This is a genomic window from Dactylosporangium sp. CS-047395 (genome assembly GCF_050942185.1).
GTDB lineage: Bacteria > Actinomycetota > Actinomycetes > Mycobacteriales > Micromonosporaceae > Dactylosporangium.
Map to the genome: position 1 here is coordinate 8,710,258 of NZ_CP192015.1, position 23,224 is coordinate 8,733,481.

General features: G+C 70.4%; 21 protein-coding genes. 10 read left to right on the top strand and 11 right to left on the bottom strand.

Annotation, left to right across the window (positions count from 1 at the left end):
• Nucleotides 1–46 precede the first annotated feature (46 nt).
• Nucleotides 47–4,372 (bottom strand): AAA domain-containing protein, encoded by a 4,326-nt coding sequence (locus ACQP00_RS40665; protein WP_433207074.1) that lies wholly within the window; start codon nucleotides 4,370–4,372, stop codon nucleotides 47–49.
• Between the two features lie 102 nt (nucleotides 4,373–4,474).
• Between ACQP00_RS40665 and ACQP00_RS40670 the strand changes: the two genes are divergently transcribed.
• On the top strand, nucleotides 4,475–5,269 hold the full coding sequence (locus tag ACQP00_RS40670; protein ID WP_433207076.1) for a TIGR02391 family protein: 795 nt from the start codon (nucleotides 4,475–4,477) through the stop codon (nucleotides 5,267–5,269).
• A gap of 309 nt (nucleotides 5,270–5,578) precedes the next feature.
• Here the strand turns inward: ACQP00_RS40670 and ACQP00_RS40675 are convergent, their stop codons facing one another.
• Together ACQP00_RS40675 and ACQP00_RS40680 are read right to left on the bottom strand one after the other, a co-directional pair.
• On the bottom strand, nucleotides 5,579–8,374 hold the full coding sequence (locus tag ACQP00_RS40675; RefSeq protein WP_433207079.1) for a DUF4365 domain-containing protein: 2,796 nt from the start codon (nucleotides 8,372–8,374) through the stop codon (nucleotides 5,579–5,581).
• Nucleotides 8,375–8,650: 276 nt separating this feature from the next.
• Nucleotides 8,651–8,815, bottom strand: coding sequence for a hypothetical protein (locus ACQP00_RS40680; RefSeq protein ID WP_433224375.1), 165 nt, complete (start codon nucleotides 8,813–8,815; stop codon nucleotides 8,651–8,653).
• On the opposite strand from ACQP00_RS40680, the gene ACQP00_RS40685 reads away from it, so the two are divergent.
• On the top strand, nucleotides 8,778–8,936 hold the full coding sequence (locus ACQP00_RS40685) for a hypothetical protein (protein WP_433224152.1): 159 nt from the start codon (nucleotides 8,778–8,780) through the stop codon (nucleotides 8,934–8,936). The two genes, ACQP00_RS40680 and ACQP00_RS40685, sit on opposite strands and share 38 nt — an antisense overlap.
• Here ACQP00_RS40685 and ACQP00_RS40690 read toward each other — a convergent pair.
• From ACQP00_RS40690 to ACQP00_RS40710, 5 genes are all read right to left on the bottom strand, one after another.
• Nucleotides 8,872–9,618 (bottom strand): hypothetical protein, encoded by a 747-nt coding sequence (locus tag ACQP00_RS40690; protein WP_433207082.1) that lies wholly within the window; start codon nucleotides 9,616–9,618, stop codon nucleotides 8,872–8,874. The two genes, ACQP00_RS40685 and ACQP00_RS40690, sit on opposite strands and share 65 nt — an antisense overlap.
• Nucleotides 9,615–9,983 carry a hypothetical protein gene (locus ACQP00_RS40695; RefSeq protein WP_433207085.1) on the bottom strand — a complete coding sequence of 123 codons (369 nt, stop codon included), beginning with the start codon at nucleotides 9,981–9,983 and terminating at the stop codon, nucleotides 9,615–9,617. The genes ACQP00_RS40690 and ACQP00_RS40695 overlap by 4 nt, the downstream gene beginning before the upstream one ends.
• Before the next feature lie 41 nt (nucleotides 9,984–10,024).
• A complete protein-coding gene (locus tag ACQP00_RS40700; protein WP_433207088.1) occupies nucleotides 10,025–10,465 on the bottom strand; it encodes a hypothetical protein in 441 nt (146 codons plus the stop codon).
• 65 nt (nucleotides 10,466–10,530) lie between these two features.
• The gene (locus ACQP00_RS40705) at nucleotides 10,531–10,683 is read right to left on the bottom strand and encodes a hypothetical protein (protein WP_433207090.1); all 153 of its coding nucleotides are present in this window, start codon (nucleotides 10,681–10,683) and stop codon (nucleotides 10,531–10,533) included.
• A gap of 124 nt (nucleotides 10,684–10,807) precedes the next feature.
• Nucleotides 10,808–11,329, bottom strand: coding sequence for a hypothetical protein (locus ACQP00_RS40710; protein ID WP_433207093.1), 522 nt, complete (start codon nucleotides 11,327–11,329; stop codon nucleotides 10,808–10,810).
• 312 nt (nucleotides 11,330–11,641) lie between these two features.
• On the opposite strand from ACQP00_RS40710, the gene ACQP00_RS40715 reads away from it, so the two are divergent.
• From ACQP00_RS40715 to ACQP00_RS40725, 3 genes are all read left to right on the top strand, one after another.
• Nucleotides 11,642–12,175: an RNA polymerase sigma factor gene (locus tag ACQP00_RS40715; protein WP_433207096.1), complete on the top strand. Its 534-nt coding sequence runs from the start codon at nucleotides 11,642–11,644 to the stop codon at nucleotides 12,173–12,175.
• The gene (locus ACQP00_RS40720) at nucleotides 12,165–13,172 is read left to right on the top strand and encodes a hypothetical protein (protein ID WP_433207099.1); all 1,008 of its coding nucleotides are present in this window, start codon (nucleotides 12,165–12,167) and stop codon (nucleotides 13,170–13,172) included. Before ACQP00_RS40715 ends, ACQP00_RS40720 begins: the two co-directional genes overlap by 11 nt.
• Before the next feature lie 105 nt (nucleotides 13,173–13,277).
• On the top strand, nucleotides 13,278–15,413 hold the full coding sequence (locus tag ACQP00_RS40725; protein WP_433207102.1) for a HelD family protein: 2,136 nt from the start codon (nucleotides 13,278–13,280) through the stop codon (nucleotides 15,411–15,413).
• Between the two features lie 4 nt (nucleotides 15,414–15,417).
• Here ACQP00_RS40725 and ACQP00_RS40730 read toward each other — a convergent pair whose 3' ends face one another.
• Together ACQP00_RS40730 and ACQP00_RS40735 are read right to left on the bottom strand one after the other, a co-directional pair.
• Complete coding sequence (locus tag ACQP00_RS40730; protein ID WP_433207105.1) at nucleotides 15,418–15,825, bottom strand: hypothetical protein; 408 nt, start codon at nucleotides 15,823–15,825, stop codon at nucleotides 15,418–15,420.
• 10 nt (nucleotides 15,826–15,835) lie between these two features.
• On the bottom strand, nucleotides 15,836–16,747 hold the full coding sequence (locus ACQP00_RS40735) for a ParA family protein (RefSeq protein ID WP_433207108.1): 912 nt from the start codon (nucleotides 16,745–16,747) through the stop codon (nucleotides 15,836–15,838).
• 349 nt (nucleotides 16,748–17,096) lie between these two features.
• On the opposite strand from ACQP00_RS40735, the gene ACQP00_RS40740 reads away from it, so the two are divergent.
• Genes ACQP00_RS40740 through ACQP00_RS40760 form a run of 5 tightly spaced genes read left to right on the top strand, consistent with a single transcriptional unit; the run spans nucleotide 17,097 to nucleotide 22,524 of the window.
• Nucleotides 17,097–17,648, top strand: coding sequence for a hypothetical protein (locus ACQP00_RS40740; RefSeq protein WP_433207110.1), 552 nt, complete (start codon nucleotides 17,097–17,099; stop codon nucleotides 17,646–17,648).
• A gap of 23 nt (nucleotides 17,649–17,671) precedes the next feature.
• Complete coding sequence (locus ACQP00_RS40745; protein WP_433207113.1) at nucleotides 17,672–18,529, top strand: helix-turn-helix domain-containing protein; 858 nt, start codon at nucleotides 17,672–17,674, stop codon at nucleotides 18,527–18,529.
• A 55-nt stretch (nucleotides 18,530–18,584) separates the two neighbouring features.
• A complete protein-coding gene (locus ACQP00_RS40750) occupies nucleotides 18,585–19,418 on the top strand; it encodes an ABC transporter ATP-binding protein (RefSeq protein WP_433207116.1) in 834 nt (277 codons plus the stop codon).
• Entirely contained in the window at nucleotides 19,415–20,461 is a 1,047-nt protein-coding gene (locus tag ACQP00_RS40755) for an iron-siderophore ABC transporter substrate-binding protein (protein ID WP_433207119.1), read from the top strand. The genes ACQP00_RS40750 and ACQP00_RS40755 overlap by 4 nt, the downstream gene beginning before the upstream one ends.
• Nucleotides 20,458–22,524: an iron ABC transporter permease gene (locus tag ACQP00_RS40760; RefSeq protein ID WP_433207122.1), complete on the top strand. Its 2,067-nt coding sequence runs from the start codon at nucleotides 20,458–20,460 to the stop codon at nucleotides 22,522–22,524. The genes ACQP00_RS40755 and ACQP00_RS40760 overlap by 4 nt, the downstream gene beginning before the upstream one ends.
• Here ACQP00_RS40760 and ACQP00_RS40765 read toward each other — a convergent pair.
• Nucleotides 22,451–23,221, bottom strand: a complete 771-nt coding sequence (locus ACQP00_RS40765) for an alpha/beta fold hydrolase (protein ID WP_433207125.1) — start codon at nucleotides 23,219–23,221, stop codon at nucleotides 22,451–22,453. The genes ACQP00_RS40760 and ACQP00_RS40765 overlap by 74 nt on opposite strands.
• Nucleotides 23,222–23,224 lie beyond the last annotated feature (3 nt).

The window sequence follows — 23,224 nt, forward strand, 5'->3', positions numbered from 1 at the left end:
GGTACCTGAGCTGGCTCCGGCCATCTGCACCGATGACGGGGAGCGTTCACGCATCGCGCCGCGACGTCGGGGGGTCGTCGTGCGGCTCGATACCTCGGGCCTTCAGCCGCTGCCACAGCGGCTCAAGCGCGGCTTGCGGGTCGAAGCGGTAGTCGCTCTCACGGATCCGCACGAATGCCCAACCGCAGCGCCGCAGTTCCAGCTCGCGGTCGACGTCGCCGGCCCGGGACTCGGCCGACGTGAACTCCCGTGGCCCGTCGCAGATGACCGCCAACTGGCCATGCTCGCCGATCACCAGTAGGTCCACGTGGCCGTCCCGAATCGGGTACAACGGTGTGACCCGATAGCCGCGCCGGCGCAACGTATCGCATACGTCCTGATGGAACCGCGACCGGAACCGCAGACGATGGCGGCCTCGGGATACCGGCTGGGGGTCCCGGAAGTACGCCAGCAGCGCCGCCCGCATGTCCTTGACGTCCGTTGCGGCGACCAGCGGCGGCACTGAAGTGAACAGCCAGACCTGATCCTCCGCCCGGCTCACGGCGACGTTGTACAGCTGCCGATACTTCCGGCTGGTCGCGAACGCCGGCCTGACGTGGTGATACACCATCGAGAGCAGTACCACGCTGCGCTGATCGCCCTGGAACGCCTCTGGCTGTCCGACCCGGATGTTGAACCGCTCGATGTCGGTGGGCTTGATGCGATGCTTCAACTCGCGGTCAAGCTCGGCAACCTGAGCCTTGCTGTGCAGGGCTATGACCGCGATAGTGCGATCCTGGTACGCGGGATCGGCGACCATCTTCTCCACCTGCTCGACGATCGCGGCGACCTCGGCCCGGTTGACCGCGTCGTCTGCCCGTCCTTGCATCTCGCCCTGCACGGGCACCATGACCAGCGGCGGCAGCCGGTCGGCGCCGAACTGCCGCAACGGCATCAGCTCACCGTCGTAGAACCGCTGCGACCAGCCGATGATCTCGGGCATGGACCGGAAATGCTCGGTGAGCCGGATGACCTGCGGCACTCGGGCGGACATGAGCTCGTAGAGACTTCGCCCGGGGATCAAGGCCCCGCCTCTGAAGGTCGGCATCTCACGGAGGTGGTGGTCGATGGCGTCGAGATCCTCCTGCGACTTGCCGCTGTCGGAGGGCGTGCACTGCTGGTCGTCGCCGACGATCACGATCCGCGGCGCGAGCCAGAGCAGGAGCAGCCAGTCGACGCCGACCTGGCTGGCTTCGTCCACGACGATGACGTCGAAGCTGTTCGGCTCGGCCTGCACATGCTCGGCGACCGTGTCGAGCGGCATCACCCAGGCAGGCACCGCCCCGCGGGCGGCGTACATTGCGTCGCGCGCGTCCGAGGCGTGCCGGGGCCCGTACCGGGTGCTGGACCCGAGCCCGAGCGCGGCGCGGGCGATCCGGTAGTCCTGGAGGGCCTGCCGCTGCTCCTCGCTGGTTCGCCGGAGGTAGTGCCGCAGCCCGCGGGCACCGGCCAGCTCGGCAGTGATCTCCCGCAACTGCGCATCGAGCTCGTCGACGCGCTCGGCTTGGTCGTGCGGCGTGCTGTCCGACCGCAGGCCGCGGTAATGCCCCAGGCCACGACCCCACGCCCAGGTCTCATCGAAGGTGGCTAGGCGCTGGTCCCAGGCCGGGTCGGCGGCAGCCACCGCGAGACGCTCGGCAAGGTCCCGGTGGGCCGCTCGCAGCCAATCGAGCAGCTCGGCCTCCCGGCGATGCTCGGCCTGGAGTCCCGCCGCCAGCAGCAGCCCGTCCGCGGCCGACCGGTAGTGGGCCAGATCGCGGGACGCGATCGCCTCGATCAGCGCCGCCGTCTCGGGGGCGGCCGCGGGATCGAGCGCCGCCGGACGCAGCCCGGCGCAGGCGGCGTCGAGCATCTGACGGGCCTGCTGCGCCGCACGCACCACCTCGACATTGCGCACGATACGCACCAGGCCGTCCCAGCGTTCCGCGGAGTTGACCACGTACCGCAGCCCGTCGCGCATCATGACCTGCTGGACAGCATCGCGCGCAAAGAGCAGCCGCCGGATACCGAGCACACTCTTGCCGAGGTGGCGCAGCTGCGCCAAGCGCATCCCCAGCGGTCCGGAGCCGGATCGAACGTCGACCGCGGCCCAGGCGGCCAGCGCAGCGCCGACCGCAATCTCGCAGCGCAGCACCGCGACGATCGCAGCCAGGTCGCCAGCGGTCCGGGGCGGCGCGCCACCGATGGTGCAGATCTCCAGCAGCTCACCGGCGACGAACCTGCTGCGGCGCTCCCACCAGCGGGGACGGATTCGGCCCCCGCGGGCGAGATGCTCGCGCAGGCGCACTGCCTGCGCGAGGAGAGCAGGTAGCGTGCCGTCAAGCGGCGCCGGGTCGAACGACACGGCCCGTCCGGTTGCAGGCAACTGCCCGGCGAGCAACCCCGCTTCGTCCACGATGTCGAACAGGCCGTTCCAGAAGCCCGCGTCCCGGTGCGCCAGCAGCTGCTCGGCCGCCGGACGCCGCCAGTCGTCGGCCGGCCACTCCGCCACCACCTCACCGAGGCCGCACTCGATCAGCGCGGCGAACGCAGCGTCTAGGCGGCCGCGCAGCTCTGCCAGGGCCGGCTCGGTCAGTTCGGTGAACCGGGCCATGGTCGCCATGTCGAGCGAGCCGCCGGCGAGCGCCTCGTGCGCGGCGAGCCGCTCGAACGCCTCGCCCACGGACTCCACGGCAGGCACCAGCCCGGCGGCCGGGAGCAGCTGCCGGCCACGCCGCTCGCGCTCGTCCGTACGACCACGGAGCAGTTCCAGCAACTCGGTGGCCTCGGTGTCGGCCAGTGGGGGCGCGTCCGGGGCGCCAGCCGGGAGGTCCCCGATCCAACCGTGCCGCTCGCGCCCGGCGCTGACCGCAGCAGCAATATCCCGAAGCAGCCCGCGGTACGGCTCCGGAAGCGTGTGATCCTCGCGGTGCTCGCGCTCACGGTCCTCCCGCAGCGACGTGACCGCACTGGCCCGCTCGTCGAGCAGGAACGCCCGGTGGCGGCCCAACTCGTCGATCCGCTGCTCCAGCCACTCCTGTGAGCGGGCGGCGCCGAGGTCGGTGAGGGCCTTGATGCTGCGCTCGAGCTGCTTCTCCGCAGTGCTCTTCTCTGTCATCTCCACGCACAGACGGCGCACCGGTGCCGGCAGTTGCTCGCGGATGACGTTCAGGGCCGCGCCGTGCAGGCTGGTGACGAGCACCCGCTGGCCGTCCGCCAGCAGGGCGGTGACCACGTTGAGAATGGTGTTCGTTTTGCCGGTGCCGGGAGGCCCCTGTACGACCACGACACTGTCGTCGCGCAGCGCGGACAACACGGCCCGCTGTTCCGGATTGGTGCGCAGCGCGAACAGCGGCTCCTGCCCGATCGGGGGCACGCCCTCGGCCGCCAGCCAGCGCCGCCGGTCAGCCGGCTCGATCGGGGTCACCAGCTGAGCCAGCCCCAGCGGCACCGTGGCGCCGGGCGCCTCCAGCGACGCGAGCATCCGCTCGTAGAACCCGGCCTGGTCCCCGCTGGTCGAGCTGCGCACGATGAGCGCGGGGGCGAGCGCGAGCGACGGCACATCCGGCACCGAGGGCGGCGGAGCCTCCCATTGCTGCGGGTGCAGCCGCACGGGTCCCCGCCAGCTGTCTCGCACATACCCGGTCAGCCAGTCGCCGACCGCCTCAGCGAACGGGTGCAGGCCGGCCAGACCCTCGTCGTCGGACCGTCCGACGAGCGCCCCGCCTGGCTGCTGACGCAGCATCCGGTCATCCAGCCGCAGGCGGGCGTCCCCGGCGAGCACGAGCCGCAGCGCGCCGGAACCGTCCCGGCGCAGCTCGACCGGAACGCTGAGCAGGTGCCGGTGCAGCACGACCGCGCCTCGCAGGACGACCGTCACCAGGCCCAGCCCGAGCACCAGGGTGTCTCCGCCGCGCCGCCCGCTGGTCTGTGCAAGCAGTTGCTCCAGCCGGTCGTACAGTGGCTGGAGCCGCTGCGCCGTCCGGTCGGCCGCCGCCCAGGCCCGCTGCTCGCGCAGCCAGCGGTCGAACGCCGAGCGCACCGCCGGTGGATGATCGCCCAGGGCGAGCCGCGGCGCAGCGACGCGGGAGTCAGTGGCCACCTCGGGGTCCAGGCGGCCCTGCAGGATCTCCGGCAGCGGCGGCGCCGCCGTGAAGGAGGGCCTCGCCAGGTCTAGCAGGACGTCGGACCCGGCGGCCGCCAGGTGGTCGCGGACGTCGGCGAGCCACAGCAGGTCGCCGGAGGCCTCATCCGGCTTGGGGCGAGCCTTGTCGGTTCGTTCGTGCAGCAGGCGCACCAACCCTCGGGTGAGCCGGAGGATCTCCGGACCTGCGCCCTTCACCGGTCCCGCCACGTCGCCCCCTCGACACCAGCCCCGGCTTAACAGAATGCTGTATTGCGACTACCATCCGCAATAGTGACCACCATGAGTGATTGGCCGGCCTGGCCGAGCAGCGTGATCAAGGCCGTCGCCGAGGTGTTGGGCAATCCCGATCCTCCCGGGCTCAGCCACTCGGAGATCGACGAGCTGTTCGAGCAGGCCGGCCTGGCCGATCCCGCGGCAGGCAAGTCCAAGCGCAACCGGATCACCGCCGCGCTCCAGCAGGCCCAGCACCAGGAAGGCTCGGCGGCACCGATCGCCCGGTTCCTCGCCGAGGCCATGGCGATCGCCCGGTACCTCAGGGAGCAGGCCCGGTTCGAGGCACTACGGGCCGAACTGCGGCCGGCGCTGGCCGTCGCCGGCCTCGACCTGGACGAGGGCGGCCGGCTTGTCGCGGCCGAGTCGGTGGCCGCCACTCTGGAAGACGTCGCCCGCATCACCGATCACCTACGCATCGAACTGCTCCGCCGGGGCGTACACCCGAAGGCGCTCTACTACTGCGACGAAGAACTGGTCCGCAAGTCGCTGTTCCACGCGGTCTTCGAGGCGACCAAGGGCGTCAGCGACCGGCTCCGCGAGATGACCGGCCTGCAGCTCGACGGCAAAGCCGTGGTCGAGAAGGCGCTTTGCGGCACCGCGCCTCTCCTGCGGATCAACGCGTTTCGCAGCGAAACAGACGCCAGCGAGCAGAGCGGCTTTGCGAACCTGCTCACCGGCATCTTCGGCATGTTCCGCAATCCGCCCGCCCACTCGACCCGCATCCATACCACCTGGACACTGACGGAGCACGACGCGCTGGACCTGTTCACCACGCTCGCCCTGATCCATCGACGCCTGGACAACGCCCGCATCGTCCTGCCGCCTGAGTAAACGGGGCGGCCGATCGGCTCACCGCGCTGGACGACCGCCCGGCGGTACCCGTCACAACCGACGTCGCGGTGATCGTACGAAAGCCAATCACCAGGTTTTTCGGGTTCCGGCTGGAGGCTGGCCGCGGCCGTGCCTGGGGGCGGACGGAGGCTCAGCGCATCGGATCCGTCACGGCACAGGCTGACCTGACGGCACCGGCGGCTGAGCCGGCGTCGACGGCACTACCGGGAACACCGACAACGCCGTCCTACCGCTGGGCACCCACCCTCTCCAAAACCGTCAAGGTCGACCGGTGGCAACGTCCGCCGATCAGGTCGTTGCTGTCTCAGCCCAACCATCAAGAGCAGCTAAAGCCGCCGACCGCACCTTGTATGACGGGTGACTGAGAAAGCGCTGCATTGCCTCAACGAGGTCCGGATGGGGGTCGGATCCGCGGCACAATCCCGCAGCAGAGGCCATCGGCACCAACGCGCCGGGGTCAGCGGCGGCGCGAAGCACGGCGGCGCGAAGCAATTCGTCATCGTGGTCGAGCGCCGCGATGGCCACCCGATGCGCCGCCACCGCGCGGACCTGTACGTCGCCATCGCCAAGCAATGCGAGCAACGCCGGAGCCCATCGAAGCGGATCGCCGCCAGCAACGAAACGAATGAAGTCCTGACGATCCTGCGAGGTACCGGCCATCAGCCGACTTGCCGCTTCGGCATACTGACTGACGTCCAGGGTACCGAGCGCCATCGCCAGGTAGGTGATGGTGCCACCGGCTGGCCGACCGAGCGTGATGCCGAACGGGTTCGGTGGCTCGGCGAAACTGCTCACGACCGATCGCAGCTCAGCCCGAACGTCCTCGGGAACGCGCTCGATGTCCGCTGCAAGCCTGACGAACGCGAACCGTTTGTACTCTCCTGGCACAGCTGACTCGGCGAGCACTGAAACCAAGGCCGCCCAGTCCGCGATCTCGGGGAAACGGCAGTTCCAGTGCGCCAAATCTGCTACCGGATCCCAGGAACGGTCTCGGTACTCATGTCGCCTTGCTTGTTCCACAATCCCTACGGTGTGCTCGGCGGCAAGACGTACCGCCTGAGCCGCCGCATCGACCGGCAGATCGTCGCCCTCAAGCGCGGCTAGCGCACCGAGATCGCCTGCCGCGATTCGTTCTAGAAGAACTCGTCGTGAGTCCTCGTCAAAGACTGCCAGCGCTCCGATGAAGTCAGCCGACAGATGCGACTCTCGAAGCCTCCTTGAGCGCTCCCGAAGGCCAGCCACATCAGCATCGGTCAGCACCTCATGCCGGAGCGCTTTGAGGCAGGCGATCTCATCCTGCACCTCTCCCGGACCGACGTCCGCCGGCTGAGTCGCCAACATGGCCGCTACCTCACGATGTACTCGGTCGTCAGCGGCGGGGAGAACACCGGCCAGCGCCTGCAGCACGTAGGCATCGACTCGGAACGGCGCTGCGATTCTCGCCGGTGACGCCGGATCAGCAAGAACTTCGATACACCGGTCTGCGGCAATCGTCGCCATTGCGGGCGGCAACAGATCGCCGCCGTGGCGCCACATCACGAGATTCGTGCCCGTGGTCGTGTGGGTCCACGGCGCGTTCTGGACCCGGCGCACAGCATCAGCAAGCGCGGCTACCGGGCCAACGCGCCACGTCCTCACCACGGCAAGCTTGAGCTGATCGCGATCCCCAGCACGGCGCAAGTCGTCCAACGCAGCTGCGTGCCGCTCAAAACCCTGGTCAGGCTGCCAAACCATAAGCTCGTGCTGGCCCAGCAAACTTGCCGCGCTGCGCCACGTGCCGTGCTCGCCGGTCAGGTGCGCGCCGAGCTGCACACCGAACAGCGAGTTCTGCGCGACGTCCGTACCGCCGATCACGACCGCAGTATCATCGGCGTATCGGCGGAAGTGCCGCTCTGCCGCCTTCATGAGGCCGTTGGCCATCTGCTGGCCCCGCCACCACGAGACCGCGGTGTCACTCGCCTCGATGACAGAACCGACAGTGCGCTCGCTCCATGCGGACGTCTGGAAAAGTAGCTGAGCTGCGGCAGCACCGATGGCAGCAGCGGTCAGGTCTTCGCTTGCGTGCATGACGCTGCGCTGGGCGCGAGCCGCATCTTGGCGGGCTTGAGCTATGTGGCCGAGTTCGGAAAGCACCCGCGCCCGCTGGGCAAGCAGCCAGGCACAATCTATTGGCTCCGCATCCTCCACCACTTCAGACAGCAGCTGGATGGCGTCCTCGAACCGCTCGCCGTCCATCGCGGTGCACGCCGCCACGATGGCACCCGCTGCTCGATCGGGCGCCGAAGTCGCCAGGCTGGTCAGGGGCGTCAGCTCGCTGTCGTCGCCGGTGGTGGTGTACTGCCACATTGCGGCCACGAGCCGCCATCGCCACGCGCTCTTGGGCCTCGCGGCGTCTTCCATCGTCGGCGCAGCCTTGGAGTTCACGTACCGGTTGAGGTCGAAGTGCCGGCCTTGGACGATGAGTGCGAGGGCCTGCTCCGGCGTCAGCTCTTTCACGGTGGCGTTCGGGTGCGGCGCGACCAGTCGCGACGCGATCATCGCGTGCCGCAGCAAGCTGCCCGGACCGATCGGCACGCCGTCGGCAGCCCACGCGGTGCCTTGGAGCGCAACACCGACTCTCATCGTTGCAGCAACTTCGATCAGAGCATGCGCATGCTCAGCATCGATCGTCTGCGTGATCGGCACCAGGATCTTGCTGCCCTTGCCGGTCGATTGGACGGCCGCAGCCGTGACGTGGCTCCAGTACGAAACCTGCTTGTCCAGGTCGTGCAGAACGACCAAATGTGGCAGCCCGTGCTCGACCCACTCGTCGAAATGCCGCTTGTCCGGCTCGTAGAACCACCACCCGATTACTGCACCGCCGGCATCGAGCGCCGGATCGTCGAACCACGACGGACCGGCCTTGACCTGCACGCCCACCACGAGGCCGAGGCTGAATCGACGTTCGTCGCGCACCTGCACGAACAAGTCGGTGCCAAGGTCGCCACGGGAGTTCACGACCGGCGCCCAGTGAATGCGCCGAAAGTCCAGGGAGACCGCATCGATGCCTTGTTCCCCGGTCTCGTCCCCGACCGCGCCCCGCATTTGACTCGTGCCTCCTAATGACCGGACGGGACCAACCAGACGGTCGACTCCTGCGACGCTACTCGTTGGCCTGCCGTGCAGCTCGGAGGCTCACTCAGGCGCCACGACGCGGACCCCTTTACTCGGCCGGTTTATGCTGGAGGCGACCTGGGAGAACGTTGCTGAGCACGTCGCTGGGGCCTCCGACGACTGGGGGTCAAGGGGTCGTGGGTTCGAATCCCACTGTCCCGACCGGCTAGGGTTTCCGCAGTTCAGCGACTTGCGGGAGCCCCGTTTTCATTGCTCGGCATCACTGCCAGGTCCAGCACGCCGCTGCTGGACCCGTTGACCAGGCAGGTTGACGACGCCGCCAAAAAACCCGACGGTCGTTACTAAGAAGCCCGTCGAGGCGTTCCAGGCCTGGATGATCGACACCCGCTCCGCCTCGACCGCGTCGAACAAGCACAAGGGGCTGCAGCGGTTCTTCCGGTGGCTGCTCGACGAGGACGAGATCGGCCTCAGCGACCCTCCACGTCGGTCAACTGCTGCCACCAGAGATCGATCCCATCGGCCGGATAGCTGAGCCACGAGATCCAGGGCAGTTGCAGCGACAGCTCGCGTACGAGTGGCAGCGGCAGCTGGTCCAGCACCCTGCGCAACTCCGGGGCCGCCTCCTGGTCGGTGAGGTTCAGCCAGGCGATGGCACCACCCAGCCGAAGCCCCGCCGACGATCCCGGATTCGACCAGATCTCCCGAGACCAGTCGAGAGCCTCCGGTACCTGGTCCAGTTCCCAGAAGTGCTGCGCGATGCCGACCACGAGCGTCAGTCTCACCGCCGCGTCTTCCTCGACGGTGAGCCGGTGACGCATGAGCTCCAGCAGATTCGAGTCGACCGGCAACGCTGTCACCAATGCGTAAATCGCACGGCCGCGCACCTGCGGATCGTTGTCGTGCAGCAGCTCGATCAGCGGGCCGGCATCGCGTCCGACCATCATCCGTACGGCGTCGACTGCCCAGTTCTCCGTGTAGCCGCTGGCGTCGTAGACCGGAGTCGACCCCATCGTCTGCAGCATTAATCCGCGTGTCTCCATGCGGAAGATGTGGACCCGCGCCAGGTCGCCGACGAGTTGCAGCGCCTGGACTCGCGAGTGCTGCCTCGTGTCGGCCGCAATACGAACGAGCATCGGCACGACGAAGGCGCTCGACGCGCTGGTGTTGCCTTCAAAGCACAGCAGCCACCGGAGTCTGGTGAGCGCCTCGCTCACTCCATCAACGCTGCTTGCACGCAACCCTTCAATGGCATCACGAACGTCAGCCGGCAGTAACCCGTTTCCTGCAGCACGCTCCAGACAGGCGCGTCCGAGCCGAGCGAGCCTAGTGGTAGGCCCGGTACGATCGTTCGCACGTCGAAGTTGGGCAGCCACCGCTGATCCAGTTCGTCGGGAACCCAATCGCCCTGCGCCACTGCAACACTCCCGTTCGATGTCGTGAACATGCAGGCTAGCCACATCCCCGCGCTCCCACACGTTGGCGTCGCCGCCCAGTTGATTTCCCGGGCGAGCCCCGCGATCGCGCCGTGCTCGCCGAAGGTCAGCCGGATCGCGTCGCCACGACCACGCGAATGAGGCACGGCCGATCACAGCGGCCCAGCCACTGGACCAAAGGTTCTGCTCAAACGCGATCGGCCTGCCGCGGCTGCCGTCGTAGCCGCCAGGACCACGGCGCCAGGAGGAGGAGCCCCAGGACGAGCGCGCTCGCGAACGCGGCGAGAGATCCGGCCGGCGCCTTCCAAGCCTGCGTGTCGCCCGCCCGGTAGATCTGCGTGAGGCTTCCGGTGTCGCGCGCCGCGACGGTGTCTCCGACCTTCGAGCCGGGCGGCAGGCCCTCGGCGAGCTCGTAGTGCCGGCGAACCACCGTGCCGTCGTCGCCGGTGAAGTCACCGAACCATCCGCACCGTTGCCGGGGCGGCGGGTTGCGGTCGCAGGACATGGCTTCGGTCAAGGTAAAGGTACCGGCGCGACCGCCACCGTGCGCCGCCCGCCAGGCCGGCACCGCGAGAACGGCCGAGCCGGCGAAACCGATGCCGCCAATGATCAGCATGCCGATCGCCACGACAAGCCTTCGTCGGGCAAGGCTGGATGGATTCACGAGTTGAAACCTCACACGGCGCAAGCGGGTCACCAGTTCGCGGGACTGAACGCGGCCATCTGGTCGGGCGCGATGAAAAGCAGCACGCAGCCCCCGAGGCAGCACGCGACCACCAGAGCGACCACCACCGAGACCAGCGCCACTCTCCGAACCGACGACCATTCACGGTCCACGACCGCCATCCTCCACCTCGCGGACCCCGCAGGTGATCCCTCCACCTGTGGCGGCCCTCACGACGGACGAGGCAAAAAGCAATCCGAGCGGCCGCCGCACTGCGGACGACGGCCGCGACGGACAGCTACCCGGCTAGCAGTACCGGTAGACGTGATCGGCGATGTTCTTGTTCCCGCCCAGGTCGGCGATCGATTGCCGGGCGCCCACGTCGAATAGGCGTACGTCACTGCCGTGCGCGCTCGTGCCCGCCGCGTGGTTGATGTAGGCCACCGATCCGCCCGGCAGGTTGTTGTGCACGGATTCGGTGCGGTCCTGCCATTTCCAGGTGGCCAGGTCCTGCCAGCCGCAGGAGGAGAGCTGGCCCCGCGGGTAGCCGAAGGATACGAAGTCGTAGAAGCAGAACCATCCGCTCGGGCAGTCCGGCTTGGGCTGGGTGGTGTTGGGGGTCGGCGCGACGACGGTGACGATCAATCCGCCGGGGTACGTCAGCTGGTTCGGCCCGGTCTGCTTGCCGCCCGGGTGCGCGGCCAGTTCCGCGTCGACCTTCGACTGGACGGCAGCGGCGGACGGGCTCGGGGCCGCGAATGCCGGGGTGGGGGCCGAAACGAGCGCGACGAGGGCGGCCAGGACGATGGTGACTCTTGTGCGCAGCATGTGCATGCCTCCGAACGCGGGCAGCAGGGCGCGGTCGAGCCCCGCTGTTCGCGGTCCGAGGTCGGTCGGACGCGATGGACTGGATGCATTCACGGTACGAACGGAAACGGCTGGCGGCGGCCAATGTCGCAAAGGCGTCCGTGAATGAATGTCACAAAGTTCGCTCATGTTTGGCTGCGAACGATCCGGCGATGTCACCGACGGTGACCACATCGGCGCAGGTCACAATCTTGTGATGTTGTGGCTGCAAGGTCACACGACCGGGTCGGCCGGGAGTTTATCCACGACATCGCAACGAACCGTCGAGGAGCCGTGACGTTGGACAGCGACGCACGTCGAGGTGCGCAATGGCACAACGCGCTGCACGACCGGTACTGGGAAACGGTCCTCCGGTTTCTGGTCGGCGAGGTCGGGCCCGTTGATGCGCATGACGTCGCGCAGCAGACGTTCATGGTCGCCTGGAAGAAGCGTGACCACGTGCCGGACGACCCCAAGACGTGGCTGTTGAACGTGGCCCGGAAGGACGCACTGAAGCATCGGCGCTGGCGGCACCGGCATCCCGAGGACCTCGGCTCCGACGCCATGGACGAGCTGCCGATCCCGGCCAACGGCACCGAAGCCGTCGCCTCCCGCCGGGACGAGCTGCAGCGGGTCTGGCGCCAGCTGCGCCCGCCCGAACGGCAGGTGCTCGCCCTCGCGTACCTCGAGGACCTCACCGGCGAGCAGCTCGGCGCGGCGCTCGGCGTCCGGGCCACGACCGCCCGGCAGCGGCTGTCCCGGGCCACCAAGCGCGCGCGGGAACTGCTGACCCGGACCACTGGAACTGGAGACCCCAATGCCTGCTGACGACGCCGCTGACCCGGCGATCCGGGAACTCGTCGAGTGCAACGACCCCACCCGCGGCCGGCCCATCCCGCCGCCCCGGATGACCGCGGCCGAACTGCGCGCCCGCGTGGACGCCCCCGCCCATTCCCACCGGCGGTCCCTGATCCGCTGGCTCACCCCGGTCGCGGTCGGTGCGCTCATCGCGGCCGGGTTCGGCGTGCTGGCCGTACACCAGGCGCAAAAAACGACGCGCGAAGAACCGTCGGCGGCCCCGGTCATGCTCCCCGGCCTGCTGACCGACGCGGCCGCGGTGCCCGCCGGGCCGAAGCTGCGCCAGCTCGCCGGGCACGTCGCCGGCCTGCGCGAACCGGCCCCGGCCGCGCCGAACGCCTGTATCCGCACGCAGGTCTGGCCGGCCCCGAACCACCCGCGCGGCCCCGGCGTCGTCGCCGTGGACGACCAGTTGTGCTGGACCCCGAACCACGACGGCCGCCGGCGCATCACCGTCCTGCCACCGCAGCCACCCGGCCAACTCCGGGCCGTGGGGACGGGCGCGCTGGACCCCGCCGACGCGTCCATCGAGCGATTCATTTCAGGCCAGATTTTGTACCTCGCTGACGTACCCGTCACCGACGACGCCATTCTCGCCGGGCAGCTGTCCAGCTACCAGCCCGCCGACCACCAGCCCTCCACGCCACTGCAGGCGGTTGCCGACATGCATCGATACCACATCCTCGATCCGGCCCAGCGCGCCGCGATCCTCAGCGTCCTGGCCAACTCCCCCGGCATCAGCTTCCGCGGCACCGTCACCGACCGCGACGGCCGCACCGGCGCCGCGTACACCGCCGACGCCAACCACACCGACGGCCCCGTCCGCGACATCGCCGTCATCGACGAGCAGACCGGCCGCCTGCTGAGCTACGAACGCGTCGCCCTGGTCGCCGACGGCCGCCGCTCCCCCACCGTTTTGTCGTACGTGCTCTATCTGGCCGAGGACTGGACCGACCACCTGGACTGAAGCGTCCGTTCGGCCGGTCTTTGCCGACCGCTGGACCCACCGATACCGGCTTCCGCATCAGTACGGTGGGCGGACGGTCCGGCGGTCATCGGCACGAGGGCGGGCATGGCTTCAGCGGCGGAGATCCAGAGCGAGCAGCAGTACTTCGACCGCGCCGCCGAGGCCCGTGAGCGCGCCAAGGCCGCGGCCGGCAATGCCCCGGGCGCCGCCGCCCACGCCTCGGCCGCCGCGCAGCTCGCCAAGTACGCGAAGGCGCACCGGGACGCGCTCGGCGCCACGGGCAGCGCCGTCGCACACGGCCGGATCGACCTGCCCGGCGAGGACCCGCTCTACATCGGCAAGCACCTGATCAGCGACCGCGGGCACCACGGGGTCCTGGTCATCTCCTGGACGCTCCCGGCCGCGCAGCCGTACTACAAGGCGACGCACGCCGACCCGCTCGGGCTGACCCGCAGGCGGACGTTCCACTGCACGGGCAACACCATCGACGACTGCACCGACGTCGTGTTCGCGGCGGCGGTGCCGGAGGGTCCGCCGGGGCCCGATGCCGCCCTGCTGCGCGCGCTCGCCGAGGGTCGCACCGGGAACATGCGCGACATCGTCGCCACCATCCAGGCCGCGCAGTACGACGTCATTCAGGCCTCGCTCGACTCGGTGCTGGTCATCGAGGGCGGGCCGGGCAGCGGCAAGACCGCGGTGGCGCTGCATCGGGTCTCCTGGCTGCTGGTCAACCACGCGGACCGGTTGCGTGCCGCGGGCGTGCTGGTCGTCGGGCCGCATCCCACGTTCACCCGGTACATCAGCACCGTCCTGCCCGACCTCGGCGAGCAGGACGTGGTGCAGCGGGACATCACGCAACTCGGGCCGACGGTCAAGCGCGGCCGGCCCGAACCCGTTGCCCTCAGCCGGATCAAGGGCCAGGCGCGCATGGCCGGTCTGCTCGCTCGCGCGATCCGGCAGCGCATCGGGCGGCCCGAGCCGGCGGAGCGGCTGCAGCTCGACGGCCGGTTCGTCACGCTGCCCGGCGCGGAGATCGGCGCGGCCGTCGCCGACCTGCACGACGGCTCGGGTCCGTACGCGCAGCGCCGGGCCCAGCTGCGTGACGTCCTCACCGCGATGCTGGAGCGGCGCGGCTTCACGGCCGCCCAGGCCCGGCAGCGGTCCGTCGACAACCTGCTCGAACGGCTCTGGCCCCAACTGAGCGCCCAGGCGTTCGTGCGCGACCTGTTCAGCTCCCTGGACCGGCTGCGGTCGGCGGCCGGCGACGCGTTCACGGCCGCGGAGGTGGCCCAGCTGCGCCGTCGCAGCGCCGACCGGCTGTCGGAGCAGATCTGGAGCCGGGACGACCTGCCGCTGCTGGACGAGGCCGACTTCCTCATCAACGGCAGGCCCGCCGACCGGTACGGGCACATCGTCGTCGACGAGGCGCAGGACCTGTCGCCGATGCAGCTGCGCGCCATCGCGCGGCGCAGCGCCACCGGTTCTCTCACCGTGCTCGGTGACCTGGCCCAGTCGACGGGTCCGTGGGCCCGCGACAGCTGGGACGACGTGACCGCGCACCTGCCGGGCACGCACCCGCGCACGGTCACCCAGCTGCGCTATGGCTATCGGGTACCGCGACAGGTGTACGAGTTCGCCGCGCTGCTCCTGCCGCTCGCCGCGCCGCGGTCCGTGCCGACCGAGGTGGTTCGCGACGGGCCGCGGCCGGGCATCCACCGGGTCGAGGCGGCGGACCGGGCCGGCCGCGCGGTCGCCATCGCGCAGGCCCACGCGGCCGAGCGGCGGTTCGTGGGCATCATCTGCCCGCCGACCTGCCGCGCGGACGTCGAGGCCGCGCTGGCCGCCAACGACGTCGCCTGGAGCAGTGCCGACCGCGGCGAGCTCGGCAACGCGATCAACCTGGTCAGCCCGCAGGAGTCGAAGGGCCTCAAGTTCGACGCCGTCGTGGTCGTCGAGCCGGCGGACATCGTGGCCGGCGACGAGCACGGCCACCGGATGCTCTACGTGGCCTTCACCCGGACCACCGGCCACCTCGACGTGGTCTGCGTCGGTGAGCCGCTGCCGATGCACCTCGTCGCACCCGAGCCGGCCCTCCGGCCGCCGGCCCCGGCCATTCCCGCGCTGGAACCGGTGGCCGTGGCCCGGCTGGCCGGCGAGATCGCCGAACGCGTCCGCCGCCAGACCCCGTCTGGACAGTGGGACGAGGTACTGGCCGAGGCGGCACGACTGCTGCGCGACTGAGCGCCTACGGCCGCCGCAGGATCGCGTCGTGCGCGAGGCGGTGGCCGACCTTGTGCTCGACGATCACCTCCCGGATCTGCGCGACCGTGCCGCTTGCCCGCACCGGGACGTTGAGCTCCTTCGCCAGCCGCACGAGCTCGGCCTTCTTCAAGGTGAGGTCGGCCAGGTACTGCACCGCCGACTGCCGGTCGCCGATGTTGCGAAGGTCGGCGTCAACCTGCTCGGCATTCACGGCCGGTGCGGCCGGCTTCGTGCTGCGCGCGGCACCGCTGCTGATGCGGGCGCCCTTCGGCACCACCTTCAGCTGGGACTCGCCGGCCAGGAGCGCGTCGTACTCCTCCTGCTTCAGCTTCTTCAGGAACTCCCCGATGTGCACCAACATGTCGTACGTGCGATCGGCCGGCTCGGTCACCCGACGCTCCTCAAATTCTGATCTTGGCGATGAACTCGCTGGTCAACTGCGTCAGGTCGTACTGGACGTTCTCGGTGGTGTGCGCCGCGAGCACGGCCGGGATGCCCAGCTCGCCGGTGTCCGCGAAGACATTCTTACTTTCCCGCACCGCCTGCTGGAACAGCGGCACCTCGGTCTCGCCGGTCCGCGCGATGTAGGTGCGCAGCTTCGTCATCAGCCCCGGCCCGGCGTACTGCACCATCGTGAACACCACGCCGAGGATTTCAGGATTGATGCTCGTCGCCGGGTCCGGCCCCGCCACCCCGTTGTACTGCTCGACGAGACCCGTCAGTCGGCTGCGCAGATACGAGATCCCCAGCGTCGACAGATAGTCGGCCTTCGCGGGCACCAGGATGTGCTCACTGGCGACGACCGCGGTCCGGGTCACCATGTTGAAGTTGGGCGGGCAGTCGATGAGCACCACGTCGTACTCGGCGAAGTCGTCACCGGCGAGCGCGTCGGCGAGCAGCCGGTGCACCTTGAGATAGCCGGGGTTCCACGTCTGGTACCGCGAGCCGCCCAACCCCGCCGCGAGATCGAGCTCGACGTCGACCAGCCCGAGGTCCGACGCGATCAGGTCGAGCCGCCCGCCGCGACCGCCGAGCCTCGCGTTGATCCGAGGTGGCGTGGTCACCATGTCCCGCAGCGGTTTCTGCGAGGTCGACCAGTTGAACGAGTCGTACCAGTGCAGGATCGTCGTGGCCGGGCGCAGCAGCGAGTCCCACTCGTCGGCCGGGTAGAAGGAGAACGTCAGGCTCGCCTGCGGGTCGAGGTCGATGAGCAGCACCCGGCGCCCTCGGTTGGCGAGGTCGGCCCCCAGGTTGGCCGTGACCGTGGTCTTGCCCACGCCGCCCTTGTAGTTGAGCACCGAAATGACGTTCACAATGCCGGGAGCCTGCCACATCCGGGGCGCGCTCAACTCCCCCGAAGGCACGAGGCCATTCCGGACTCGCGTCGCGGGCAGCCGTACTGCCCGCGACGCCTGCATCTGTCCGCGACTACCAATCGCAGTAGCCGTCGTCGTATCCGTTGTAGCCCCAGCCGAACCAAGACCACGGGCCCCACCATCCGAACATGCCTGTCACCTCCCCCCGTGCGCGAGACCCCGGCAAGCCTCAACCACTGGCGACCGTCTGCCCGGCGGATTCGGGACCATGCAAAAAGCTCCCGGCCGGGGGATCATGCGAAAAGCGCTAGTACGTGATGGGCTTGAGAACCGGCGAGGGGCTCGCATGACGCCAGAGGGTTTGACCGATTTCTTCGTGGCCAGCGCGGGGGTGGCCGGGGCGCTGATCGGGTTGCTGTTCGTGGTCCTGACCGTGGCCGAGCCCCGGTTCGCCGCGCAGGAGAAGGCCGCGCCGATCCATCGGGTGCGCGCCGCCGCCGCGCTCACCGCGTTCCTCAACGCCCTGACCATCTCGCTGTTCGCGCTCATCCCGGGCCAGAAGCTGCCCTGGGCGGCCGTCGCGGTCGCGGTGGCCGGGCTGCTGTTCGTGCTGGCCACGCTCCTCTCGCTGGCCAGGCTGCGGGTGCTGCTGTCGCGGCGCATCCACGAGGCGGTCTTTCTGGTCGGGCTGGCCGTGGTCTTCGGGTTCGAGCTGGCCGACGGCCTGCGGCTGAGTCGCCGGCCCGCGGACGAGGACCTCGTCAGCAACATCGCCGTGCTGGTCGTGGCCTGTTTCCTGATCGGGGTGTACCGCGCGTGGGACCTCGTCGGCGGCCCCTCCTTCGGCCTCGGCCGGGAGGTCCGCGGACTGCTGGACAAGCGCGAACGGCAGGACTGAGCAGCGCGCGTACGCTCGCTCGCATGGACATCGGCCTGGGCACCTGGCGGCGCGAGCCCAGCACCGTGGTGCGCCGGGCGGCTGCGGGGCCCGCGGACGTCCACACCGACTCGGTCATCGTCGCCGAGTCCGAAGCGACCGGGGTGCCGACCGAGTGGGCCCCGCACTCGCATGCGCGGCATGAACTGGTCTGGGTCCGCGGCGGTACCTTGACCTCGCGCGTCGGCAACCGCATCTACACCGTCCCGGCGGGGTTCGGCCTGTGGATGCCCGCCGGCACGGTGCACGGCGGGCGGCTCACGGCCAAGGTGGACTTCTTCGACGCGTTCTTCAGCAAGGCGCCCGAGCGGAGCCCCGTGGCGTTCGACCGGCCGACGCTGGTGGCCATGACGCCGCTGCTCGAGTCGTTGCTGCTGCGGCTCGCGCGCAAGGACCTGGAGGACGACGCGCGGGCGCGGACCGAGGCGGTCGTGTTCGACGTGCTGGAGCCGGCCGAGCGGCAGTACGCGCTGGAGCTGCCCGGCGATCCCCGCATCGACGCGATCGCCGAGGCGCTGCTCGCGAATCCGGCGGACGATCGCGGGCTGCAGGAGTGGGCGGCCGCGCTCGGTGTGAGCGATCGCACCATCACCCGCGCGTTCCGGGGTGCGACGGGGCTGTCGTTCGCGCAGTGGCGGCAGGCGCTGCGCGTACACCAGGCGCTCGTGTTGCTCTCGGAAGGCGCGGACGTGCGCGGGGTGTCCGAGTGGCTGGGATACGCGCAGCCGAGCACGTTCATCGCGGCGTTCCGGCGGGTCATGCAGGTGACTCCGGGTAATGTCCGGAATCCCGTATCGCCTGTCCCGGATGCCGGATTGCCGACACGAGGGTCCGTCGCCTAGCCTTCGTAAGGCAAGGCAACCCTTACTAAACGGACCACGGCGGGAACACCCAGGCATGCCATCTCCCGCGAACACGCTGCGTGGCGACGAGGTGGTCCTGCGTTACGGCAGGACCGCGGTCGTGCACGGCGCCTCGATCACGTTGCGACCGGGGCACGTCACCGCGCTGGTCGGGCCGAACGGCAGCGGCAAGTCGACCCTCCTGCGCGCGCTCACCCGGCTGCACCGCGTCGACGGCGGCCAGGTCACGCTCAACGACGAACCGGTGTCCCTGCTCAGCGCGCGCCGGTTCGCGCGCGAGGTGACGCTGTTCTCCCAGTCCCGCCCGGCGCCGCACGGGCTCACGGTCCGCGACGTCGTGGCCTTCGGACGCCATCCGCACCGGCGGGCGTTCACCGGACCGTCCACGATGGACCGTCAAGCGATCGATCGCGCGATGGCGCTCACCGGCGTGCGCGACATGAGCGAGCGCGCGGTCGGCGAGCTGTCCGGCGGCGAGATGCAGCGCGTCTGGCTCGGCGCCTGCCTGGCCCAGGAGACCGGCGTGGTGCTGCTGGACGAGCCGACGAACCACCTTGACCTGCGGTACCAGATCGAGACCTTGGATCTTGTCCGCGATCTCGCCGTCGAGCACGGCGTGGCCGTGGGCATCGTGCTGCACGACCTCGATCACGCGGCGCGCGTCGCGGACACGCTCGTGTTGCTGCGCGCCGGGCACATTCACGCCTCCGGCGACCCGCTCGACGTGCTCACGGCCGAGCACATCGGCGCGGTCTACGACATCCGCGTCGAGGTGAGCGTCGATGCGCGCACCGGACGGCTGCGCATCGACCCCGTCGGGCGGCATTCCGCTCGCCTTCGCATCCCCTCAGGAGAGAACCCCGCATGAAGTCGATAGTCCGCCTCTCGGCCCTCGGCGCCGTCGCCGTGGCGGTCACCGCCTGCGGCACCACGAACGTGGACACGGCCGGCCCCAGCGCCGCCCCGCCGAGCTCGCCGAGCTGCGCGAACGACACCACGAAGACCTCGACCGCGCCCGTGTCGCTGACCGACGGCGTCGGGCGCAAGGTGGAGCTGGCCAAGCCGGCCCAGCGGGTCGCCGTGCTGGAGTGGCAGCAGACCGAGGACCTGCTCACGCTGTGCGTGACCCCGGTCGCGGCGGCCGACCCGGCGGGCTACGGCACGTACGTGAAGGCCGAGACCCTCCCCGCCGGCGTCAAGGACGTCGGCCAGCGCGGCGAGCCCGACCTGGACGCGCTGTTCGCGACGAACCCGGACCTGATCGTCGTCGAGGCGTTCAAGCCGGACGACGAACTGCTCACGAAAATCGCCGCCCGCGGTGTCCCGGTGCTCGCCACGCTCGGCGCGGACGCGTCCGGGCAGATCGCCAACATGAAGAAGGTGTTCTCGATGATCGCGCAGGCGGTCGGGCGCACCGAGCGCGCGGACCAGGTGCTCCAGCGGTTCGACGCGCACCTGGCCGAGGCCAAGCGGAAGGTCGCCGCGGCCCAGGTGAAGAACCCCGACTTCCTGTTCTTCGACGGCTGGATCGAGGGCGGCAACGTCGTCATCCGCCCGTACGGCAAGGGCGCCCTCTTCACCGAGCTCGGCGAGCAGCTCGGCCTGAAGCCGGCGTGGACCGACGAGATCGACAAGAAATACGGCAGCGGCGGCGTCGACCCCTCCTACGGCCTCGCCCAGACCGACATCGAGGGCCTCACCGCGGTCGGCGGCGCGACCCTGTTCTACTCCGACGACCAGACGGCCGAGAGCTACGTGCCCGAGCTGCGGAAGAGCCCGATCTGGACGGCGCTGCCGGCGGTCAAGGACGGCCGCGCGTACGCGTTCCCGGCGGGCGTCTGGGGCGCCGGCGGCCCGCTCTCCAACGAGCAGGCGATCGACGCGTACGTCACCATCCTCACCAAGGCGTGAGCCAACCGCGGGGCCGCGCGAGCGGGTCGGCCGTCCTGGCCGTCCTGCTCGCCGCGGTCGTGTCCGCCGGGCTGTGGCACGTCACGCAGGGCACTTCGGGCGTCGGTTTCTGGAGCCTGCTGCGGTACACCTTCGGCGCCCACGAAACCGCCGGCGGCGTCCCCATCGGGGATCTGGTGACCGGTTCGCGCCTGCCGCGGATGTTCGCCGGGATCGCGGTCGGGGTGGCCCTCGGCGTGGCCGGCGCGCTGCTGCAGTCGGTCACCCGCAACGCCCTGGCCGCGCCCGACACGCTCGCGGTGACCGCGGGCGCCTACTTCGCACTGTGCGTGGTCGCCGCGATCGGCGTCGGGGTGCCGCTGTGGGCCTCGGGCGCGGTCGCCTTCGGCGGCGGGCTGGTCGCGGCCGGGCTCGTGCTCGCCCTGGCCGGCAGCGCCGCGGGCATCGGCTCCACCCGGCTGATCCTGGCCGGCTCGGCGGTGGCGCTCGCGCTCGACGCGGCCACCGCGCTGCTGCTCATCCTGTTCAAGGAGAGCACCACCGGTCTCTTCGCGTGGGGCAGCGGTTCGCTCGCGCAGCTCAACCTCGACGCGGCCGAGCGCGCCGCCCCGGTCATCATCGTCGTGCTGGTCGCGGCGCTGCTGCTGGCCCGCCGGCTCGACGTGCTCGGCCTCGGCGACGACGCGGCCGCCTCGCTCGGGGTGCCCATCCGCGCCACGCGCGCCCTGGCCGTGCTGGGCGCGGTGCTCCTGACGAGCATCTCGGTTACCCTCGCCGGCCCGATCGCGTTCATCGGCCTCGCCGCCCCGGTGGCCGTGCGCCTCGCCGCGAGCCGCATCGGCGTCCTCGGCCGGCACGCGTTCCTGATCCCCGCCTGCGGGCTGGTCGGTGCGCTGCTCGTGCTGCTCGCCGACGCGGTGCTGCGGGCCGTGCTGGGCGCGCAGGCCGCCGCCTCGATCCCGACCGGCATCCCGACGTCGTTGCTCGGCGCGGTCGTCATCGTGGTGCTCGCGCTCCGGCTGCGCGACGCGGGAGCGGCCCGTGAGGCACCGCAGACCCACGTGGCCGTCCGGTCGCGCGGACGTTTTCTGGCGGTCGTTTCGGTTTCCACGGTACTGCTGGCAGCAGCCATCCTCACCGGCCTGCTCGCCGGCAGCCTGTGGCTGCGCACCGGCGACCTCGCGCAGTGGCTGCAGGGCACGGCCCCGGACCTGATCGCGCGCGCTGTGGACGACCGGGCGCCAAGGGTCGCGGCCGCCGTCGTCGCGGGCGCCGCCCTGGCGCTGGCCGGCACCATCGTCCAGGGCACCGTGCGCAACCCGCTCGCCGAACCCGGCATCCTCGGCATCACCGCCGGCGCCGGCCTGGGCGCCGTGATCATCGTCACCTCGGGCCTGGGCGGCCGCCCCGCGCTCGTCATCGCCGCCGTCGGCACCGGCCTGCTCACCTTCGCCCTGATCGCCCTGCTGGCCTGGCGCGGCGGCCTGCTCCCGGACCGCTTCCTGCTCATCGGCATCGGCTGCGGGTACGCGCTGAGCGACATCAGCACGTTCCTGCTCCTGCGCGCCGACCCGTGGGACACCCCGCGCATCCTGACCTGGCTCTCGGGCACCACCTACGGCCGCACGTCCGCCGACGTGATCCCGGTCGCGGTGGTCCTGCTGGTGGCCACCCCCGCGGTCCTGGCCATGCGCCGCCGCCTCGACCTGCTGGCGATCGACGAGGACACCCCGCGCATCTTCGGCGTACCCCGCGAACGTTCCCGCCTCATCCTGCTCACCATCGCCGCGGTCGCCGCCGCGGTGAGCGTCGTCCCGATCGGCGTGGTGAGCTTCGTCGGCCTGGTCGCCCCGCACATCGCCCGCGCCCTGGTCGGCGCGAGGCACGGCCGGATCGTCCCGGTGGCGATGGTCCTGGGCGCCCTGCTCGTCTCGGTGGCGGACACCCTGGGCCGCACGCTGATCGCCCCGTCCCAGATCCCGGCCGGCCTCATGATGGCTCTGGTCGGCGCCCCGTACTTCGTGTGGCTCCTGCGCCGATCGGCCCCAGGAACTCGCGGATGAGCGTATTGACGAGCGCCGGCCGCTGCTTGACCAGCCCGTGCGTGGTGCCCGGCACGATGGCCAGCTGCGCACCGGGAACGGACGCGGCGATGAGCAGCGTGTGCTCGGCCCGGATCGTGTCCCGATCGCCCGCCATGATGAGCACCGGCGCGGCGATCCGCCGCAGCTGATCCGGCTCGATGTGCGGCTCGCCGGTCCACAGCCGGAACAGCTTCTCGAGCACCACGTCGGCGTGCGCCGGCCCGTCCGGCGACAGCCGCTCATAGGCCAGCCGCTCGGCATCGGGCTCGCCGCTCTCCTCAGCCTCCACATCGGACAGATCGAACGCGGCCGGGTCGAGGTTGGCACTGATGGCGACGAGCGACCGCACCCGCTCGGGATGCTCCATGGCGAGCAGCAGCCCGATGATCGCCCCGTCACTGAACCCCACCACGTGCACGTCCCGCAGCCCGACGGCATCGAGATACGCGACCGTGTCGGCGACCATGCGCGCGTAGCTGTACTCACCGTCGACGTCGGCCGACCGCCCATGCCCGGGCCGCTCGAACGCGAACACCCGGTAGTCCGCCACGAGCGCGTCGGCCTGCGCCTGCAGGTATTCGAGCGAACACCACCCGCCGTGCAGCAGCAGGACGGGCTCGCCCTCACCGGCGACGACGGAGTACAGCTCGACGCCACCGATCCGGACGTATGCCATCGG

Coding starts and splice junctions, on each gene's coding strand:
- ACQP00_RS40745 (WP_433207113.1), top strand. CDS start 17,672: ATGGACATCGGCCTGGGCACCTGGCGGCGCGAGCCCAGCACCGTGGTG.
- ACQP00_RS40675 (WP_433207079.1), bottom strand. CDS start 8,374: ATGCGGGGCGCGGTCGGGGACGAGACCGGGGAACAAGGCATCGATGCG.
- ACQP00_RS40705 (WP_433207090.1), bottom strand. CDS start 10,683: ATGGCGGTCGTGGACCGTGAATGGTCGTCGGTTCGGAGAGTGGCGCTG.
- ACQP00_RS40710 (WP_433207093.1), bottom strand. CDS start 11,329: ATGCTGCGCACAAGAGTCACCATCGTCCTGGCCGCCCTCGTCGCGCTC.
- ACQP00_RS40685 (WP_433224152.1), top strand. CDS start 8,778: ATGATCGACACCCGCTCCGCCTCGACCGCGTCGAACAAGCACAAGGGG.
- ACQP00_RS40765 (WP_433207125.1), bottom strand. CDS start 23,221: ATGGCATACGTCCGGATCGGTGGCGTCGAGCTGTACTCCGTCGTCGCC.
- ACQP00_RS40740 (WP_433207110.1), top strand. CDS start 17,097: ATGACGCCAGAGGGTTTGACCGATTTCTTCGTGGCCAGCGCGGGGGTG.
- ACQP00_RS40750 (WP_433207116.1), top strand. CDS start 18,585: ATGCCATCTCCCGCGAACACGCTGCGTGGCGACGAGGTGGTCCTGCGT.
- ACQP00_RS40725 (WP_433207102.1), top strand. CDS start 13,278: ATGGCTTCAGCGGCGGAGATCCAGAGCGAGCAGCAGTACTTCGACCGC.
- ACQP00_RS40720 (WP_433207099.1), top strand. CDS start 12,165: ATGCCTGCTGACGACGCCGCTGACCCGGCGATCCGGGAACTCGTCGAG.
- ACQP00_RS40755 (WP_433207119.1), top strand. CDS start 19,415: ATGAAGTCGATAGTCCGCCTCTCGGCCCTCGGCGCCGTCGCCGTGGCG.